Annotated in this window: 17 protein-coding genes and 1 pseudogene; 12 read left to right on the forward strand and 6 right to left on the reverse strand. The window is 66.7% G+C overall.

All coding sequences use genetic code 11. The features are described 5' to 3' along the window. The first annotated feature begins 173 nt into the window (after positions 1 to 173). The 6 genes from leuA to LK542_RS03600 all read left to right on the forward strand — a co-directional run bounded on the left by leuA (position 174) and on the right by LK542_RS03600 (position 7221). A complete protein-coding gene (gene leuA / locus LK542_RS03575) occupies positions 174 to 1856 on the forward strand; it encodes a 2-isopropylmalate synthase (protein WP_227811200.1) in 1683 nt (560 codons plus the stop codon). A 153-nt stretch (positions 1857 to 2009) separates the two neighbouring features. Then, complete coding sequence (locus LK542_RS03580; protein WP_227810846.1) at positions 2010 to 5003, forward strand: polymer-forming cytoskeletal protein; 2994 nt, start codon at positions 2010 to 2012, stop codon at positions 5001 to 5003. Beyond that, the gene (locus tag LK542_RS03585) at positions 5000 to 5455 is read left to right on the forward strand and encodes a Tfp pilus assembly protein FimT/FimU (protein WP_227810847.1); all 456 of its coding nucleotides are present in this window, start codon (positions 5000 to 5002) and stop codon (positions 5453 to 5455) included. The genes LK542_RS03580 and LK542_RS03585 overlap by 4 nt, the downstream gene beginning before the upstream one ends. Continuing rightward, positions 5445 to 5921, forward strand: a complete 477-nt coding sequence (locus LK542_RS03590) for a prepilin-type N-terminal cleavage/methylation domain-containing protein (protein ID WP_227810848.1) — start codon at positions 5445 to 5447, stop codon at positions 5919 to 5921. Before LK542_RS03585 ends, LK542_RS03590 begins: the two co-directional genes overlap by 11 nt. Then, on the forward strand, positions 5918 to 6760 hold the full coding sequence (locus LK542_RS03595; RefSeq protein ID WP_227810850.1) for a prepilin-type N-terminal cleavage/methylation domain-containing protein: 843 nt from the start codon (positions 5918 to 5920) through the stop codon (positions 6758 to 6760). The genes LK542_RS03590 and LK542_RS03595 overlap by 4 nt, the downstream gene beginning before the upstream one ends. Then, positions 6757 to 7221: an MSHA biogenesis protein MshP gene (locus LK542_RS03600; protein ID WP_227801198.1), complete on the forward strand. Its 465-nt coding sequence runs from the start codon at positions 6757 to 6759 to the stop codon at positions 7219 to 7221. Before LK542_RS03595 ends, LK542_RS03600 begins: the two co-directional genes overlap by 4 nt. 18 nt (positions 7222 to 7239) lie before the next feature. Here the strand turns inward: LK542_RS03600 and LK542_RS03605 are convergent, their stop codons facing one another. Next, a complete protein-coding gene (locus LK542_RS03605) occupies positions 7240 to 8211 on the reverse strand; it encodes a GlxA family transcriptional regulator (protein WP_227810851.1) in 972 nt (323 codons plus the stop codon). Between the two features lie 90 nt (positions 8212 to 8301). On the opposite strand from LK542_RS03605, the gene LK542_RS03610 reads away from it, so the two are divergent. From LK542_RS03610 to LK542_RS03620, 3 genes are all read left to right on the forward strand, one after another. Then, the gene (locus LK542_RS03610; protein WP_227810852.1) at positions 8302 to 9099 is read left to right on the forward strand and encodes an MBL fold metallo-hydrolase; all 798 of its coding nucleotides are present in this window, start codon (positions 8302 to 8304) and stop codon (positions 9097 to 9099) included. Between the two features lie 83 nt (positions 9100 to 9182). Further along, positions 9183 to 9923 (forward strand): SDR family oxidoreductase, encoded by a 741-nt coding sequence (locus LK542_RS03615; RefSeq protein ID WP_227801201.1) that lies wholly within the window; start codon positions 9183 to 9185, stop codon positions 9921 to 9923. Between the two features lie 62 nt (positions 9924 to 9985). Beyond that, positions 9986 to 10633: an HAD hydrolase-like protein gene (locus tag LK542_RS03620; RefSeq protein WP_227810853.1), complete on the forward strand. Its 648-nt coding sequence runs from the start codon at positions 9986 to 9988 to the stop codon at positions 10631 to 10633. Here the strand turns inward: LK542_RS03620 and LK542_RS03625 are convergent. Continuing rightward, complete coding sequence (locus LK542_RS03625) at positions 10605 to 11855, reverse strand: RtcB family protein (protein WP_227801203.1); 1251 nt, start codon at positions 11853 to 11855, stop codon at positions 10605 to 10607. The genes LK542_RS03620 and LK542_RS03625 overlap by 29 nt on opposite strands. Positions 11856 to 11963: 108 nt before the next feature. On the opposite strand from LK542_RS03625, the gene LK542_RS03630 reads away from it, so the two are divergent. Together LK542_RS03630 and LK542_RS03635 are read left to right on the forward strand one after the other, a co-directional pair. Next, positions 11964 to 12998 (forward strand): lipid A deacylase LpxR family protein, encoded by a 1035-nt coding sequence (locus LK542_RS03630; RefSeq protein WP_227810854.1) that lies wholly within the window; start codon positions 11964 to 11966, stop codon positions 12996 to 12998. Positions 12999 to 13094: 96 nt separating this feature from the next. Continuing rightward, complete coding sequence (locus tag LK542_RS03635) at positions 13095 to 13535, forward strand: hypothetical protein (RefSeq protein ID WP_227810855.1); 441 nt, start codon at positions 13095 to 13097, stop codon at positions 13533 to 13535. A gap of 133 nt (positions 13536 to 13668) precedes the next feature. Here LK542_RS03635 and LK542_RS03640 read toward each other — a convergent pair whose 3' ends face one another. The 3 genes and pseudogenes from LK542_RS03640 to folE all read right to left on the reverse strand — a co-directional run bounded on the left by LK542_RS03640 (position 13669) and on the right by folE (position 15498). Beyond that, complete coding sequence (locus LK542_RS03640; protein WP_227810856.1) at positions 13669 to 14277, reverse strand: undecaprenyl-diphosphatase; 609 nt, start codon at positions 14275 to 14277, stop codon at positions 13669 to 13671. A 174-nt stretch (positions 14278 to 14451) separates the two neighbouring features. Next, positions 14452 to 14727 (reverse strand): annotated as a pseudogene (locus tag LK542_RS03645) (transposase); the annotation flags it as partial. A 204-nt stretch (positions 14728 to 14931) separates the two neighbouring features. Next, positions 14932 to 15498 carry a GTP cyclohydrolase I FolE gene (gene folE / locus LK542_RS03650; RefSeq protein WP_227801207.1) on the reverse strand — a complete coding sequence of 189 codons (567 nt, stop codon included), beginning with the start codon at positions 15496 to 15498 and terminating at the stop codon, positions 14932 to 14934. A gap of 144 nt (positions 15499 to 15642) precedes the next feature. Here folE and LK542_RS03655 point away from each other — a divergent pair, with 144 nt between their 5' ends. Continuing rightward, entirely contained in the window at positions 15643 to 16500 is an 858-nt protein-coding gene (locus LK542_RS03655; protein WP_227810858.1) for a hypothetical protein, read from the forward strand. A gap of 4 nt (positions 16501 to 16504) precedes the next feature. Here the strand turns inward: LK542_RS03655 and nudC are convergent, their stop codons facing one another. Further along, positions 16505 to 17326: an NAD(+) diphosphatase gene (nudC, locus tag LK542_RS03660; RefSeq protein ID WP_227810859.1), complete on the reverse strand. Its 822-nt coding sequence runs from the start codon at positions 17324 to 17326 to the stop codon at positions 16505 to 16507. Positions 17327 to 17351: the final 25 nt, after the last annotated feature.

Genomic DNA, 17351 nt, shown 5'->3' on the forward strand with positions numbered 1-17351 from the left:
AGTCCTCCGGCATTACCCTGCCGTCCGGTTCGCGCGCGTTTGTCCGCCTGCTGCTAAAGCTAGCGATCGGTTGCCGGGCCTAGCGTTCCCGCGGCCCGTCCGGCAACCCTCGCCGCACTAGTGCCCCCGTTCGGGGCCTTCGTGTCACGTTTCAATGCAACCAGGAGCCAATGATCATGCTGAAGAACCCCGCCGCCAAATACCGTCCCTTCCCCGCCGTCCCGCTCGCCGATCGCCAGTGGCCAAGCCGCAGCATCACCCGCCCGCCGGTCTGGATGAGCACCGACCTGCGCGACGGTAACCAGGCCCTGATCGAGCCGATGAGCCCGGAGAAGAAGCTGCGCTTCTTCGAGATGCTGGTCAAAATCGGCATCAAGGAAATCGAGGTCGGCTTCCCGTCGGCCTCGCAGACCGACTTCGACTTCGTGCGCATGCTGGTCGACGAAGGACGCATCCCGGACGACGTGACCATCATCGTGCTGACCCAGGCGCGCGACGAGCTGATCCGCCGCACGGTGGAGTCCGCGGCCGGGGCAAAGAAAGCCATCGTGCACGTCTACAACTCGGTGGCGCCGGTGTTCCGCCGCGTGGTGTTCGGCATGGAGCGCGAAGAGATCGTGCAGATCGCGGTCAAGGGCACCCAATTGATCAAGGAACTGGTGGCGCAGCACCCGCAGACCCAGTGGGGCCTGGAATATTCGCCGGAATCCTTCTCCACCACCGAGCTGGACTTCTCGAAGCAGATCGTGGATGCGGTCAGCAGCGTGTGGCAGCCGACCGTCGACAACAAGATGATCGTCAACCTGCCTTCCACCGTGGAAGCCAGCACCCCCAATGTCTACGCCGACCAGATCGAGTGGATGTGCCGCCACCTCGAGCGCCGTGATGCGCTCGTCATCAGCGTGCACCCGCACAACGACCGCGGCACCGCGGTGGCGGCGGCCGAGCTGGCCGTGATGGCGGGCGCCGACCGCGTCGAAGGCTGCCTGTTCGGCAACGGCGAGCGCACCGGCAACGTCGACCTGGTGACCCTGGCGATGAACCTCTACACCCAGGGCATCGATCCGGGGCTGGACTTCTCGGACATCGACGCGGTGCGCCAGCTGGTGGAGGAATGCAACCAGCTGCCGGTCCATCCGCGCCACCCGTACGCGGGCGACCTGGTGTTCACCGCCTTCTCCGGCTCGCACCAGGACGCCATCAAGAAGGGCTTCGCGGTGCAAAAGCCCGACGCGATCTGGGAAGTGCCCTACCTGCCGATCGACCCGGCCGACCTGGGCCGCAGCTACGACGCCGTCATCCGCGTCAACAGCCAGTCCGGCAAGGGCGGCATGGCCTACCTGCTGGCGCAGGAATACGGCCTGGAGCTGCCGCGCCGCCTGCAGATCGAGTTCTCGCGCGCGGTGCAGCAGATGGCCGACGCCACCGGCCGCGAAATCGCCGCCGCCGACATCCACGCCCTGTTCTCGCGCGAATACCTGGAGCAGGACAGCCCGTACAACTATGTCGCGCACCGCATGACGGAAGACAGCGCGCACGGCGTGCAGATCTCCCTGAACCTGGCGCGCCATCAGGTGCAGCAGGCCCTCGAGGGCAAGGGCAACGGCCCGATCGACGCATTCGTGAACGCGCTCGGCCTGGACGTGCGCGTGATGGACTACCACGAGCATGCGATCGGCCGCGGCGCCGATGCGCGCGCCGCCTGCTACGTCGAGCTGCGCGTGGGCAGTGGCCAGACCATGTTCGGCGTCGGCATCGACAGCAACATCCTGACCGCCTCGTTCCGCGCGGTGCTGTCGGCGGTGAACCGTCACCTGGCGGTGGCCGGCACGGGAGAAACGGCGATCGCCGCCTGAGAGTGTTGCAGCGTTGTAATATAAGTGTTGCTTTAGCGAAAAATTCGTTGTTGCAATCCTCTATCTGATGCACACTTCGGACATCGATGCTTTGACGCAGGCAGAGCCGTGTCCTTTCCGCCCTTGTTCGCCCTCTTCTTCGCTGGCGGCGCTATGCGCCGCCGCCGCGCATTGGGACGCTGGCTACCAGTGCTGGCCATGCTGGTGTGGCTGCTGGGGCCCGGTCTGGCGCAGGCAACGGTCTACGAGTTCTCCGGCAAGGATGTCTACACCTGCACCCTGGCGGAAAAGGAAAAGGTCTACACCTGTCCGTACCCGGCCTACCTGGAATGGAACGATTCGGTCATCATCGGCAACAACTACACCCTGAAGGTCACGAACAACGTCACCGTCACCTATAACCAGGGTCTCACGATGGGCAATAACGCCAAACTCATCGTGACGGGCAACCTGGACATCAAGGGCGTCAATCCGGCCAACCTGAAGGTGTCCGGCGGTGACATCGAGGTGGGCGGCACCTTCTCAATGGGCGCCCTGGCCCAGACCATCACCGGCAACATCTCCGCCGGCGCCGTCCAGCTGGGCACCGACCGCGTCACCATCACGGGCAATGTGACGTCCAAGGGTGTGGTCAACATCAGCTCTTCCTCGCGCATTACCGGCAACGTCAGCGGTACGGTCGTGACCACCGACTCATCGGTGACGATCACCGGCGACGTCAAGGCGACCAGCAAGTTCACGCTGGCCTCCGGCGGCTCGGTGACGGGCGACGTCATCGCGCCGGTGTTCGACATGCTGGCCTCGAACAGCAAGGTGACCGGCGACATTACAGCCACGACCTCGCTGACCATGGGGACGGGCAGCACCGTCACCGGCAGCATCAACACCGCCGTCCTCGACATGCAGGCCTCGGGCATCAAGGTGACGGGCCCGGTGACCGCCACCAAGAGCATGAGCATCGGTTCGGGCAATAGCGTCACGGGCAACGTCGATACCGGCGACCTGGTGCTGCAGAGTTCCAACGCCATCATCACCGGCAACGCGCGGGTCAACTGGGCGACGCTGGAATCGCAGGGGCGGGTCACCGGCATCATCTACTGCAAGAACGGCACGGCCGTGGGCAAGTGTGACTGCGTGACCAACAACAGCGGCTACGCGGTGAACACCGCGAACGGGCCGCGCTGCGAGGGCCCTGCGCCCAAGGCGCCGCACCACTTCCTGATCACCCACGACGGCGCAGGCGACACCTGCGTGCCGGAGAAGGTCACGATCACCGCCTGCGCCAACGCGACCTGCACCGCGCCGCATTACGCCGGCACCGTAACGGGTTCGCTGTTCGGCGACGGTTTCACCATCGGCGCCAATACCGGCTCGGTCGTCGTCAATGCCACCCGTTTCGTCGCCGGCTCGGTGGACCTTGTTGTCGGCAACACCACCCTGCCCACCGCCTGCTACCGCCCCAACAACAACACGAACAGCTGCAGCATGAATTTCAGCGGCGGCACCAAGCTGAAGCTGACGGTTCCCGCGCATGCGGCGGGCACGAACGGCATCAAGGCGCTGATCGAGGCAGTCAAGCCGAACGACGAGAAGACCGCGTGCGTTGCCGCGCTCCAGAACACCACCCACGACGTGCAGTACCGCTGCAACTACAGCAAGCCGAAGACCGGCACGCTGGCGCTGGCCCTCGGCGACAAGTCCTTGTCCTGCGAGGCCTCCGGCGTCACTGCGGATCCGAAGACGGTCAGCACGGCCTTCGGGGCGAACGGCAGCGCGGAGCTGGCAATCAAGTACCTCGATGCCGGAGAAGTCCAGCTGAACGCCACCTTGACCACCGAGAAAGGCACGGTCAACGGCACAGGCTCGCTCGTCACCGCCCCCGCCTCCTTCCTGATCGAGCCGGCCGGCGGGATCATCCGCGCGGGCGCCGACTTTGCCCTGAAGCTCACGGCGCGCAACGTCGCCGGCGCGACCACGCAGAACTTCGACACCGCCGGCCTGCTCGGTGCGGGGGCGCAGAATCATGTCGTGGCGCTCGGCGTCGACTGCCACCTGCAGGGCGGCAACCTGGGCACCCTGGCGTCCGCCCCGCCCACCTTTGCCAAGGGGGTCGCCTCCTTCAGCGCGGCCTGGTCCGACGTCGGCAACATCGACATGAAGGCCAGCCTGTCGAATTTCCTTGGCTCCGGGCTGAACGTCGCCAGCAGCACGGCGGAAGTCGGACAATGCAGCGGCAAGGCAGGCCCCTTCATTCCGGCCTATTTCCAGGTCGAGCTGGCCGATGCCCGTAGCTTCTATTATTCGGGCGAGCCCTTCCCCTTGCGGGTCAGCGCCATGAACAAGGCCGGCGCAGTGACATCCAACTATGCGACAGCGCTGAAGCTGAGCGAAGAAGTCACCCTCACGGCGAACGACAAGGACGGCAACGCCTTCGCGACCGCTCCGGGCGGGCTGGCCAATGCGAAGATCGCGGCGGACAAGTTCGAGAACGGCGTCGCCCCGCACAAGCCGGCATACACCTTCAGCACCTGGCCGAGCGCTCCCACCCGGATCCGCCTGCGCGCCAGCAACGGCAAGACCGACGGGGCTGACGTATCTTCCTCCGTCCCCGCGTCGGCCGAAGCCGCGATCCCCCTGATCCGCACCGGCCGCCTGCGCATCGGCAGCCGCTTCGGCGGCCTGAAGACGAGCCTGACGATCCCCCTGACCGCGGAATACTGGACCGGCAAGAGCTGGCTGCTCAACAGCGATGACGTGTACACCCTCATCCCGCAGTCCACCATTGCCCTCAAGCCGACCGTGTCGGGCATGGCGATCTTGCCAAGCTATCCGATCGAGCCCGGCCATCCCGGCAAGCTCAAGCTGGCGAACGGCGCGACCGCTTTCGATCTGCGCGTCACGGCGGGCGGCCCGGGCCCGGTCGAGATCGCGGTCAACCTCGGCAACTCGATGATGGACAACAGCTGCATCGGCGCCACCGTCGGCACCGGACTGAATACGGCCCCGGGCGCAGGCATCCCCTGGCTGCGCCCCGTCGTCACCGGCTGCGGCACCACCATGGCGCGCGATCCGTCCGGGCGCGCCACCTTCGGCGTCTACACGCCGGAGAACCGCCGCATCATCCACGTGCGCGAGGTGTTCAATTGAAGGCAGCGCGCGGCTTCACGATGGTCGAGCTGGTGATGGTGATGGTGCTGATCGGCGTGGTCGCCGCGATCGGGGTGCCGAAACTCATGGGCGAGAACAGCTTTGCCGCTGCCGCCTTCGGCGACGAGGTCGTGAGCGCCCTGCGCACCGCGCAGAAGACCGCGGTCGCGCGCCGCCGCCTGGTGTGCGTGGACGTGGCGGCGACCGCGGTCACCTTGACGCAGGCGCGCGAGCCGAACGAGGGCGCCTGCCCCATCGCGCTCGGCGACAGCTACGCCACGGACGCCGGCGGCGTGGCGGCATCGACCCACACCCTGTTCTTCCAGCCGAACGGCCTGATCACCAGCGACACGGCGGGCCGCAACCCGGTGCGCGGCAATGTCGTGGTCAGCCTGAACGGCAATGCGCGCCGCACCATCGTGTTCGAGGGGAGCACCGGCTATGTTCAGTAGGCGCATGGCCGGGGTCACCCTGGTCGAGCTGATCATTGCGATCGTCATCGTCAGCGCCGCGCTGGGCGGCCTGGTGGCAGCCTTCACGCGCGCCAACCGGGCCAGCGTCGATCCAGTGATCACGCAGCAGATGCTGGCCATCGGCGAGAGCATGATGGAAGAAGTCCTGCTCAAACCCTACGATAACGTCGCCGATGAGGTAGCGACGCCGACCCGGGCCCAGTTCAACGACCTGCGCGACTTCGACAACATCGACGACGCCAGTCCCGGCTACGCCAGCACCGGCATCCGCGACGTCGAGGGTGTGGCCATCGCCGGCCTGGAGCGCTACAGCGTGAGCGTGCGCGTGAACGAAGTGGCCCTGACCGGCGTGGCGGCCGGCGACGCCTTGCGCGTGACCGTCACCGTCACCAACGGGACACAGCAGCTGACGCTGACCGGATGGAGGACCAGGCCATGGACATGAGGCGGCAACGCGGCTTCACCCTGGTGGAGCTGATCATCGTGATCGTACTGGTGGGCGTCATCGGCGGGATCTTCGCGATGCAGCTGCGCCCGACGATCCTGGGTTACCTGGCGGTGGGCAAGCGCGCCGCGCTGACCGACCAGGCCAATACGGCGCTGCGCCGCATCGTTACCGAAGTGCGCGCCGCGGTGCCGAACTCGCTGCGCCTGGCCAATGCCCAATGCCTGGAGCTGGTGCCGACCATCGACGGCGGGCGCTTCCGCGCCGGGCCGGACGTCACCAAAACCGGCGGCGAGGCCTCGCTCGACTACGACACCGCCGTGACCGAGTTCGACGTGATGACGCCCTTCACCACGCGCCCGGCGCCGAACGACCTGGTGGTGATCGGCAACCAGAATCCGGGCGACGTGTACGGCAGGACCAACGTCTCCACCATCACCGAGGTCCTCGACCACACCGGCGCCGACACCTGGCGGGGCGTGCACCGCCTGAGGGTGACGGCAACCCGCATCCCCTTCGGCTACGAGGACGGGCGCTTCGTCGTGGTGCCGGGCGGCGAGCAGGCAGTGAGCTATGTGTGCACTGGCGCGGGACTGGTGGGCGGCCGCGGCCAGGGCACGCTGCACCGGGTCACCCGCCCCATCGCCGCGGTCCAGAGCTGCGCCGTGCCGGCGGATTCTCCGCTGCTGGCCTCGAACGTAGCCAGCTGCGAATTCATCTATTCGCCCAACCAGGGCGCGACCCAGCAGAGCGGCTTCGTGCAGCTGCAGCTGACCCTGGCCGACGGCGGCGAATCGGTGCCGCTGACGCTGGGCGCCCACGTGAGCAACGTGCCATGATGCGCATCCGTCAATCCGGCTTTGCCTACATTGCCGCGGTGGTGCTGCTGATCGTGGTGGCCCTCGTGTGCGTCGCCCTGCTGCGCCTGTCGGGCACCCAGCAGAACACCGTCAACAGCGCCCTGCTCGGCGCGCGCGCCGGCCTGGCGGCGCGCGGCGGCATCGAATGGGGCTTCTTCCAGCTGCGCAACGGCGCCTGCAATGGCGAGACCACGCTGAACGACTTCGTCGCCGACAGCGGCTTCCGGGTCACCGTGACCTGCACTTCGAATAGCTTCAATGAAGGCGAGGACAGCGCCGGCAACCGGTTGGAGAAGCGCATGGTGCAACTGGAAGCGGTCGCCTGCAACGGCGGCGGCCCCTGCCCCGACCGGACTGCGGCGAACGTCACCCGCCCCGACTACGTCGAGCGGCGGCGCGTGGCCACCACCTGCGTGATGGGGACCGCGGGTCTGTGCTGAGCCCTCAATGGCGGCTGCTCAGTTCATGCCGAAGCGCTGGCGGTACTGCGCCGTCGTCATCCCGGTGAGTTCCTTGAACATGCGGCGCATGCTGGCATCGCTGGCGAAGCCCAGGTCGGCGCTGATGGAGCTGGCCGGCGCCGCCGTGTGGATCAGGCGCTCGCTGACCTGGTTCAGCTTGATGCGCCGCACCCAGCTCGCCGCCGGCATCGCGGCCGCCAGGCCCACCTTGCGCGCCAGCGTGCGTTCAGTGGTGCCGAGTTCCGCCGCGAGTCGTGCCAGCGTCGCCTCGGTCGCCGGCATCCGTTCCGCCACCTGGTACAGGCGCTGCATCAGCCTTCCCTGCTGCCCGATCATGCTCACGCCCTGAAACGCCTGGTGCGTCCGTCCGGGGCGCGGCAGCACCATCAGGCGGGTCAGGTCGCGGTAGGCATCGATGCTCAGGCGCTCCTCGATAAAAGCCTGGGCGATCGGCAGGTAGCCGTTCACGCCGGAGGCGCTCGCGCTGCGGGCATTGAACACGCTGGCGCGTTCGATTTGCCAGTCAACGCGCGGAAAGCGTTCGCGCACGGCGTCGCCCAGCCACCAGGTCACGGTCGCGGGCTGCCTGTCCAGGCGGCGCGCGGCGGCCGCGAGCACCACGCCGGTACAGTAACTCCAGACCATGACCGCCTTGCCGAGGCGCGCGATGACCTCGACCAGGCCCGGATTGTCGGCCAGCGCGGCATCGACCCGGGCTGCGGACTCCGCCCAGAAGCCGGGCACCAGTAGCGCGTCCAGGCCGGCGGCGGCAAGCGGCGCCTGCGCTTCCAGGCGCAGGCCATGGGCGCAGTCCACATGGCCTGCGTCGACGCCCACGAACAGCGTCTCGAACTGGGCGCGGCCGGCGAGGATATTCGCCGCGTGCAGCAGGTCCGCGAAGGCAAGCAGGCCTGCCGGCATGCAGCCCGGGTAGAGCAGCAGGCCGATACGAAGGGATGGCGGTTTCATGGCAAGAAATGGATTGTTGTTGTCATTTCCCGCCATTTAATCAGCCCGCGCCGCCGTTGACAATAGCGCATCATTGTTCAAGGGATCTCCATGAAAATCACCCAGCTGCGCAACGCCACTGTCATCGTCGAACTCGGTCCCTACCGCATCCTGGTCGATCCGATGCTGGCGCCCGAGGGGGCCCTGCCGCCACTGCGTCTGGGCGGCGGCTGTGAACACAACCCTGTGGTCGGGCTGCCTGCCGGTGCGGACGCGCTACTGGAGACGGTCACGCACTGCCTGATCACGCACTGCCAGAAGGGTCACTTCGACCACCTCGACCGCGCCGCCACGCGCTGGCTGCGCGAGCGCGACATCCCGGTGATCTGCACGCCGCACGATGCGGACTACCTGCGCCGGCGCGGCCTGAACGTGCAGCCTTTGAGCCGCGACGACCACGTGGCCCAGCCCTTCCTGGACGGGCGCGTGACGACGGTGCCCTGCCGCCATGGACGCGGCGTGGTGGGACTGCTGATGGAGCATGGCGTCGGCTACGTCATCGAGATGCCGGGCGAGCCCACGCTCTACCTGACCGGCGACACCATTCTGACCAGCCAGGTACTCGATGCGCTGGCACGCCACCAGCCCGAGGTGTGCGTGGCCCCGGCAGGGGGCGCACGCTTCGACCTCGGGCACGAGATCATCATGGGGGTTCGTGACCTGATCCGCCTGCTGCAAGCGACGCGCGGAGCGGTGGTGGCGAACCACCTGGAAGCGCTGAGCCACTGCCCCGTCACGCGCTGGGAACTGTTCGCTGCAGCGGTACAGGAAGGGGTGAGCGAACGCCTGCTGGTGCCGGAGGATGGTGAAACACTGTCGTTCGCGACAAACATTGTTAAACAAAGATGAATAATCTTGCCGCCCAGCAGCTAATTATCTTTTTCAGATAATGGTTCATCATGCAGCCATCCATTCACCACACAGGAGGAAGCATGAACCAGGACCAACGGCCGGTTGCGATCGTCACCGGCGCCTCGCGCGGCATCGGCGCCGCCCTTGCCCAGCGCCTGGCCGAAGACGGCTACCAGGTGGTCGTCAACTACGCCAGCAACGAAGCCGAGGCCCGGCGCGTGGTGGCGACCCTGCACGCCACCGGCCACTCGGCCATCGCGGTCAAGGCCGACGTCGCCAATGCCGACGAAGTGCGCGCGATGTTCGATACGGCCGAGCGCGAGCTGGGCAAGGTCGATGTGCTCGTCAACAATGCCGGCGTGCTGAAGACCATGCCGCTGGCCGAGACCTCGGACGAGCTGTTCGCCCAGACCTTCGCCATCAACGTGCAGGGCACCTTCAACACCCTGCGCGAAGCGGCGCAACGCCTGAACGACGGCGGGCGCATCGTCAACTTCTCGACCACGGTGCTGGCCATGAAACTGCCCGGCTATGCCATCTACAGCGCCAGCAAGGCGGCGGTGGAAGCGATGACGGGCGTGTTCGCCAAGGAGCTGCGCGGGCGCCGCATCCGTGTGAACACGGTGGCGCCGGGGCCGGTGGCGACCGAGCTGTTCTTTTCAGGTAAAACCCAGGAACAGATCGACGGCTTCGCCAAGATGCCGCCGCTCGAGCGCCTGGGCGAGCCGGGCGACATCGCACGCATCGTGTCCTTCCTGGTGAGCGAGGAATCGGGCTGGATCAACGGCCAGGTGCTGCGCGCCAACGGCGGCACGATCTGAACGGTTGGGGCCAGGGCTGGTCTTATAATGACCGGCCCTATCCAAGCGCAAGCTCCTGCCCTATGTCCTACCGCCTCGCCATCTTCGACTTCGACGGCACGCTGGCCGACTCCTTCCCCTTCTTCATCAGCGTGTTCAACCAGATCGCGGACGAGCACGGCTTCCGGCGCGTCGGCGCGGACGAGGCCCAGCACCTGCGTCACCACGACACCCGCGCCATCATGCGCCATGTCGGCATGCCGGCCTGGAAGCTGCCGCTGGCCTCGCGCAGCTTCATCGGCCTGATGCGCGAGAACGCGGCGCACATCCCGCTGTTCGAAGGCGTGGGCGAGGCGCTGCGCGAGCTCGACCGCGAGGGGGTGCGGCTGGCCATCGTGTCGTCCAACTCGGAGCAGAACGTGCGGCTGGTGCTGGGCCCGCAGCTCAGCAGCCTGTTCGGGCACTACGAATGCGGGATGTCGATCTTCGGCAAGGCCGGACGCATCCGCAAGGTGGTGAAACGGGCAGAGGTCGCGCCCGGCCACGCCCTGTACGTGGGCGACCAGGCGATGGACGCCGAGGCTGCGCGCAAGGCCGGCGTGGCCTTCGGCGCGGTGAGCTGGGGCTATGCGCCGATCGAGGCGCTGCGACGCAGCGGCCCGGAGCGCGAGTTCGGCACGCCGGCTGAATTGCTGCACATTCTCAGCCCTTTACGCACACCACCTGCTTGAGCGTGTGCACCACCTCTACCAGGTCGCGCTGCGCACGCATGACGGCGTCGATGTCCTTGTAGGCCATCGGGATCTCGTCGATCACGCCTTCGTCCTTGCGCGATTCCACGCCCTGCGTGGCGCGCTCCATGTCCGCCCTGGTGAAACGGCGCTTGGCCTCGGTGCGGCTCATGATGCGTCCGGCGCCGTGGCTGCAGCTGTTGAAACTTTCCGGGTTGCCCTTGCCACGCACGATAAAACTCTTTGCGCCCATCGATCCCGGGATGATGCCGAGCTCGCCTTCGCGGGCCGACACCGCGCCCTTGCGCGTGACAAATACGTCCTTGCCGAAGTGCTTCTCCTTCTGCACATAGTTGTGGTGGCAATTGACTGCCTCCACGTGCGTCTCGAAGGGTTTGGGGATCACTTCGCGCATGGCGCGGATCACGTTGTGCATCATCACCTCGCGGTTGATGCGCGCGAACTTTTGCGCCCAGCCGACCGCTTCCACGTAATCGTCGTAGTGCTGGGTGCCTTCTTTCAGGTAGGCCAGGTCCTGGTCCGGCAGGTTGACCTGGTGGCGCCGCATGTCCTGGCGCGCCAGCTCGATGAAGTGGGTGCCGATGGCATTGCCGACGCCGCGCGAGCCGGAATGCAGCATCACCCAGACCGCGCCTTCCTCATCCAGGCAGACCTCGACGAAGTGGTTGCCGCTGCCGAGCGTTCCCAAGTGCTTGTAGTGGTTGGAGCCGCGCAGCTTCGGGTACTTGCGGCAGATGGCATCGAACTCGTCCTTGAGCTTGGCCCAGCCGGCATCGACGGGCGGCGGCGGGTTGTTCCAGGAACCGACATCGCGGCTGCCCTTGTTGTTGCGGATCTTGGGCGACATGCCGTGCGGCACCGCCTGCTCGATGGCGCTGCGCAGACCGGACAGGTTGTCGGGCAGGTCGGATGCGCGCAGCGTGGTCTTGGCCGCCATCATGCCGCAGCCGATGTCGACGCCGACCGCGGCCGGGATCACGGCGCCCAGGGTCGGGATCACGCTGCCGATGGTCGAGCCCTTGCCGACGTGGACGTCGGGCATGACGGCGACGTGGTGGAACACGAAAGGCAATTGCGCCAGCTTTTGCAGCTGCTCCTTCGCCTCAAGCTCGACCGGAACGCCCTGCGTCCACATCTTGACCGGCTTGCCGCCCTCGGGCGAGAGCAGTTCGAACTCTGTTTCAGTGCGGTGCTGTTTCATGGACCCATCTTCGCGCAAATCGGGAAAGCATGCTGTCCTGCTGCAGATCAAGGAGCGCTTTAACGCAGGTACAAGACTGGAGGATATTTTGAACAAGAAAGGACGGCCATGCGCGCCATCGGCAGCCTCCTGACACTCCTCGGACTCCTGCTCCTCCTCCCCGCCATGCGCTGCCAGGCCCAGACGGCCAACTTCGCCACGTGGGAAAACGACACCTGGTTCAAGACCGACCGCTATTACACCAACGCCGTCCAGTTCTCCGCACGCAGCCGTGAGGACACGCGCGGCGAGGGGGTGCGGCGCTGGACCGACGGTGCCTGCCGCCTGTTCGGCTGCGGCGACGCGCGCTTCCTGTTCACCCAGCACAGCATCGGCCAGCTGATGTACACCCCGGCCGACATCACGCTGCGCACGTCCCAGCTCTTCGACCGCCCCTGGGCCGGGCTGCTGTATGCCGAGCGCCAGTGGCTGTTCCTGGCGCCCGACGAGGCCTCGATCACCACCCTGGCGGCCCAGGCCGGCGTGACCGGCAGGCTGTCGCTGGCCGAGCCGGCCCAGAAGATGTTCCACCGCCTGTTCGACCGCCCCACGCCACAGGGCTGGGATCACCAGGTCGGCAATACCCTGGCGCTGCTGGTGTCGGCGGAGCGGCGCTCGGCCTGGCCGATGCTGTCCGGCGCGCTGGCGGGCGACCTGCGCCTGCACACGGCCGGGCATTGGCGCCTGGCCGCCGGCAACCTCATGAGCTATGCGGCCCTGGGCCTGAGTGTCACGATCGGCAAGCACCTGCCCCTGGTGGCACCGGCCCCGCCCGGCATCGTCAACCGGGTCGGACCACTGGACACGGCCTGCAGGCTGCGCTGGGTGCAGTGCACCCTGGTGCTGGGCGCGGAGGGGCGTTTCATGGCCTACAACCTGTTCCTCCAAGGCCGGCCATGGCGCGACGATCCGGGCGTGAAGCCGCACCGCTGGGTGGGCGAGCTGAGCGCCGGGCTGCGGCTGGACTTCCCCGGCACCCGCAGCCGCGCGCACGGTCCCTGGTTCGCCCAGCTGCGCGCGATCCGCCGCTCGGCCGAGTTCCGCGGACAGGCGGAGGATCAGCCACACACCGTCAGCTCGCTGACCCTGGGCGTCGATTTCTGAGGCGCGCACGTTCCGCGGCGCGGTTGCGCCTGTCGGGTGGCGCTTCTATACTCCGTCAGACAATGCCTTCACGCATCATTTGACCACGGAACCCCCATGCGCAAGCCCTTCTCCCTGCCCGTCCCCACCTTTGCGGCCCTGCTGGCGCCGCTGCTGCTGGCCGGCTGCGTCAACGACACGGCCAGCTACCAGATCGAGGGCAAGGACCATTCGCTCACCCTGCGCGTGGTGCAGGAATATTTCTGGAGCAAGAATGCGAGCATGCGCCTGACCGCTACCCGCATGCCTGACTGCATGCGCCAGATGGAGCTGGGCGAAGTATCGCTGTCGGGCCTGGAAGTCGAACTGTTCGCCAGCGGCCCCAACGTGTACACGCTGCGCGCGGGCGAGGATGTGTGGCAGGTCGACGCCCAGGCCTGCACCGAACTGGAAGCTCCGGAAGCGAACGCCGTCACCGGCCAGGCGCTGGGCAGCTTCCACATCGACGAGCACGACAAGCTGGTGTTCGAGGCGGCGGGATCGGCTGCCGCGGAATAAGGAGTCGCAGGAAAACGGCAGGAGAGCGCGGCCGGCACGGAAACCCGCCCACGCGTCCTGCGTGCCTTGGATCCCCTCGCGCCGACGCAGGTGGCGACCGGTACATTGCCGGCCGCGCTGCCCTACCGACTTGTCATGGACGCAGCCAGCCGCGTCCGATCGGTACCGCCAGCACCCGGCGATACACGCTTTCCATCAACGGCAACACCTTGGCACAGGCCGCACGCAGGCCCGGCGTGCTGACCAGCCATGCCATCGCTGCCGACACCACCAGCGCGCCGGCCATGTCCTTCGGCCAGTGCACACCCAGGTAGACGCGCGACCAGGCCACCACCAGCGCCAGCGGCAACAACACCCAGCCGATGCGGCGCGCTTCCTGTACCCGGCTGAAGGCCAGCACCAGCGCCACCGAGAAGATGCTGGTGGCATGGTCACTCGGGAACGAGCTGTCCGGATCATGCAGCAGGAAGGTGTGGCCCACGTCGAGCACGAAAGGGCGCGGGCTGTACCAGAAATGGCCGATCAACCCATTCAGCGTGAGAGCGCAGACGGCGGCGAACAGGGCGCGCAGGGCCACCTCGCGGGCCGGCCCGGTGCCACCCATCCACAGCATGACGAGCGATAGCGGCATCACGAAGATCAGCCACTCGGCGGCAAATATCGCGCTCAGCAATTGCCAGCCAGTGAGGCCGGCCTGGGCGTTAAGAAAGGAGAACAGCAGGAGGTTGAGGTGCTCGATCATGGTGCCGGCCCAAGATAAAATATTGATAATTTTTTCTTAGCTTAGCCGAGCACGTCCGGCGCACATTTCGATAAATGCAACAGAATGTGACAATGTGGTCACAATGTAACGCACGACTGTGGCAGCTCAATGACGGTTGAGCAGGCGGTGCAACTGGGCCAGCTCTACGTCGCGTCCGGATTTCTCCAATACGCTTTCCAGCAGGGTGCGGTCGCCATCGCGCAGCATGGTCCACTGGGTGAAGTATTCGTGCACCGTACGCCAGGGCGGAAAGCCGGGCGGCATGCTGCGCCAGGTGGCCCCGGTATGGAGGAAGTACAGGACGGCGCAGAAGACGTCGTACAGGTCGTGCTTGCGGGGGCGGGTCTTGCGGCGCGCCGCTTCCAGCATGCCGCGTACGGGCTCGAACTGTTCGCGAGAAATATCGCTGGGAAAGGCCGGACGATCCATGGCGCGCCCCTCGTAAAATCACTTGGAGGGTAGCGATCCGGAACAGGTTCCAAGGCAAGCCCGGCCATCTGCTGACGGCCGGGCCGGTAAAACCTTCTTTGAGAGCGCCTAACAAAACCCCGAGGGCAAGGCGCATCGTCGAAGACAGTACGTTAGTACGGCGAGACGATGCAACGCAGCCATCGGGGGAATTGTTGGGCGCTCTTAGTCACGGGCCAGCGCGAGGAATTCAGTGCGCAGCGCCAGGTTCGGCTGCAATTCGCCCAGCAGGGCCGAGGTGATGGTTTCCTCGCCGATGGCGCGGATGCCGCGGCTTTCCATGCACATGTGGCGGCACTTGACGACCACGCCGACCGCCTTCGGTTCCAGCACTTCCATCAGCGCGTTGGCGATCTGGATCGTCATGCGCTCCTGCACCTGCAGGCGCTTGGAGAAGATGTCGACCAGGCGGGTCAGCTTCGACAGGCCGACGATCTTCCCGTTCGGCAGGTAACCGACGGTGGCCTTGCCGAAGAAGGGCGCCAGGTGATGCTCGCAGTGGCTGTAGACCGGGATGCCGCGCACCACGATCAGTTCGTTGTACTCCTCGGCGCCGTCCTCGAAGGCCTTGAGCACTTCGACGGGATCCTGGTCATAGCCCGAGGTCCAGTGTTTCCAGGCCTTCGCCACGCGGTGCGGCGTTTCCTGCAGGCCCGGACGGTTGGGATCTTCGCCCAGGCTCGTCAACAGGCGACGCCAGTCGTGTTCGGTGAAAGCTTCTTTGTCGGACATGGTGAACCTTAAAAAATCGATTGCCGCAAGTATATAGAAAATGCGCAGAAGGCATCGGGCGCTGCCGGTTTATTGAGCAAAGTTAATGTGCCCACGCCAAGCGCCGGTAGCGTGGAAGGTGGTTTTTTGACCTGGGAGATCGCCATGTTCGGCAGCACCGTCCTCGAAGTCGCCATCGGTCTGACCTTTTGCTACGGCACCCTGGCGCTGGTCGTCAGCACCCTGCAGGAAGCGCTGGCCGCGGCCTTCAGCCTGCGCGCCAACATGCTGCTGGCCGCCATCAAGCGCATGCTCGACGACCCGCGCTGCGAAGCGCTGGCGCAGAGCCTGTACGACCATCCGCTCGTCAACCCGCACGGCAGCACGACCGGACGGCGTCCGCTGTCGGTGCGCCCATCCTACATCGAACCGGCGCACTTCGCGATCGCCCTGCTCGATTCGCTGCGCAGCAATCCGGCGATCCCACTGCAGGCCGCGATCGAAGCCCTGCCCGACGAACAGGTCAAGCGCTTGCTGCTGGCGCTGTACCGCCAGTCGAGCGGCGACCTGCAGCGCTTCCAGGAAGGCATCGCCGGCTGGTTCAACAGCGCGATGGAGCGCCTCTCCGGCGTGTATAAACGGCGCCAGCTCCTGATTTCCTTCCTGCTGGCCCTGCTGCTCACCATCCTACTCAACATCGACAGCGTGCACCTGTTCCAGACCCTGTGGCAGAACCCGACGCTGGCCGCGCAGATCAAGGCCGCGCCGACGGCGCTCGACGCCGAAGCGCTGCGCCAGCTGTGGGCCATGCCGATCGGCTGGAGCAGCTTCCCGCCGCGCCTGGACTCGGCCTTTGCGCTACAGGTGGCGGGCTGGCTGATCACCGCCGGCACCACTCTGTTCGGCGCGCCCTTCTGGTTCGACCTGCTGCAGCGCGCGGTCCAGCTGCGCAGCACCGGGGCCAAGCCGCAGCCGCAGCCGGCCGTGCGTACCGGCGCGGAGAGCGTGCCGGTCCAGCCCTGAAATCTTAACGGCCTGGTGGGCGGTGCGCGTCCACCAGCACGCTGGATACTGAAATGTGCGGCACCCGTTCGGGCCATTCGTCATCCGGCCCGAACCAGCGCGCCTCCGAGAGCTCGGTCGTGTCGACGCGGATCTCGCCGTCCAGGTAGTCGGCGGTAAACGCCAGCATCAGCGAATGCGGGAAGGGCCAGGACTGGCTGGCGAAGTAGCGCAGGTTCTGGACCCGCAGCCCCACCTCTTCATACACCTCGCGGTGGATCGCCTCTTCCACCGATTCCCCCGCCTCCAGGAAACCGGCCAGCGGAACGAAGCGCTTGGTCGGCGAGGCCAGGTGCATCGCCAGCAGCACGCTGTCGCCCTTGCGGATCAGGACCATCATCGCCGGCGAAATGCGCGGGTAGGCCATGTGCCCGCACTCGACGCACTTATAACAGCGCTCGCCCGCCGCCAGCACGGTGCCGCTGCCGCAGGCGCCGCAGAAGCGGTGGGTGCGCGCCCATTCCGCCACCTGGGCCGCACGCGCGGCCAGCCCCACCAGCGCCTCGTCCATGTCGGCGAACAGCGAGCGCAGGCCGCGCAGGGCATAGCCCGGCGGCAGCGCCGGTTCGCTGTCGAACCAGCCGGTCTCGCAATAGCGCTCGCCGTACAGGCCGAGCGGCTGCAGGCGCGCGCGGTCGACTTCCAGGCGGTCGAGCGTGGCGGCGTCGGGCAGGGCCAGGTCGTGCTCGCGCACCAGCAGGCGCCCGCCGTGGAACAGGAAGCTCAGGGGCGAGGGGTCGGGACGGGGCGCGAACAGCGGCGTGAAGCCGGAAGGGGTCTGGAGCATGGTCGTCAATCGGCAAGCGGGACAA

It is taken from the genome of Massilia sp. IC2-477, assembly GCF_020707265.1.
In the GTDB taxonomy this organism is placed as follows: Bacteria; Pseudomonadota; Gammaproteobacteria; order Burkholderiales; family Burkholderiaceae_D; genus Telluria.

Excerpts from the sequence above, each read along its gene's own strand:
- LK542_RS03580 (WP_227810846.1), top strand. The coding sequence starts at position 2,010 with ATGCGCCGCCGCCGCGCATTGGGACGCTGGCTACCAGTGCTGGCCATG.
- LK542_RS03590 (WP_227810848.1), top strand. The coding sequence starts at position 5,445 with ATGTTCAGTAGGCGCATGGCCGGGGTCACCCTGGTCGAGCTGATCATT.
- LK542_RS03595 (WP_227810850.1), top strand. The coding sequence starts at position 5,918 with ATGAGGCGGCAACGCGGCTTCACCCTGGTGGAGCTGATCATCGTGATC.
- LK542_RS03600 (WP_227801198.1), top strand. The coding sequence starts at position 6,757 with ATGATGCGCATCCGTCAATCCGGCTTTGCCTACATTGCCGCGGTGGTG.
- LK542_RS03605 (WP_227810851.1), bottom strand. The coding sequence starts at position 8,211 with ATGAAACCGCCATCCCTTCGTATCGGCCTGCTGCTCTACCCGGGCTGC.
- LK542_RS03610 (WP_227810852.1), top strand. The coding sequence starts at position 8,302 with ATGAAAATCACCCAGCTGCGCAACGCCACTGTCATCGTCGAACTCGGT.
- LK542_RS03615 (WP_227801201.1), top strand. The coding sequence starts at position 9,183 with ATGAACCAGGACCAACGGCCGGTTGCGATCGTCACCGGCGCCTCGCGC.
- LK542_RS03620 (WP_227810853.1), top strand. The coding sequence starts at position 9,986 with ATGTCCTACCGCCTCGCCATCTTCGACTTCGACGGCACGCTGGCCGAC.
- LK542_RS03625 (WP_227801203.1), bottom strand. The coding sequence starts at position 11,855 with ATGAAACAGCACCGCACTGAAACAGAGTTCGAACTGCTCTCGCCCGAG.
- LK542_RS03630 (WP_227810854.1), top strand. The coding sequence starts at position 11,964 with ATGCGCGCCATCGGCAGCCTCCTGACACTCCTCGGACTCCTGCTCCTC.
- LK542_RS03635 (WP_227810855.1), top strand. The coding sequence starts at position 13,095 with ATGCGCAAGCCCTTCTCCCTGCCCGTCCCCACCTTTGCGGCCCTGCTG.
- LK542_RS03640 (WP_227810856.1), bottom strand. The coding sequence starts at position 14,277 with ATGATCGAGCACCTCAACCTCCTGCTGTTCTCCTTTCTTAACGCCCAG.
- folE (WP_227801207.1), bottom strand. The coding sequence starts at position 15,498 with ATGTCCGACAAAGAAGCTTTCACCGAACACGACTGGCGTCGCCTGTTG.
- LK542_RS03655 (WP_227810858.1), top strand. The coding sequence starts at position 15,643 with ATGTTCGGCAGCACCGTCCTCGAAGTCGCCATCGGTCTGACCTTTTGC.
- nudC (WP_227810859.1), bottom strand. The coding sequence starts at position 17,326 with ATGCTCCAGACCCCTTCCGGCTTCACGCCGCTGTTCGCGCCCCGTCCC.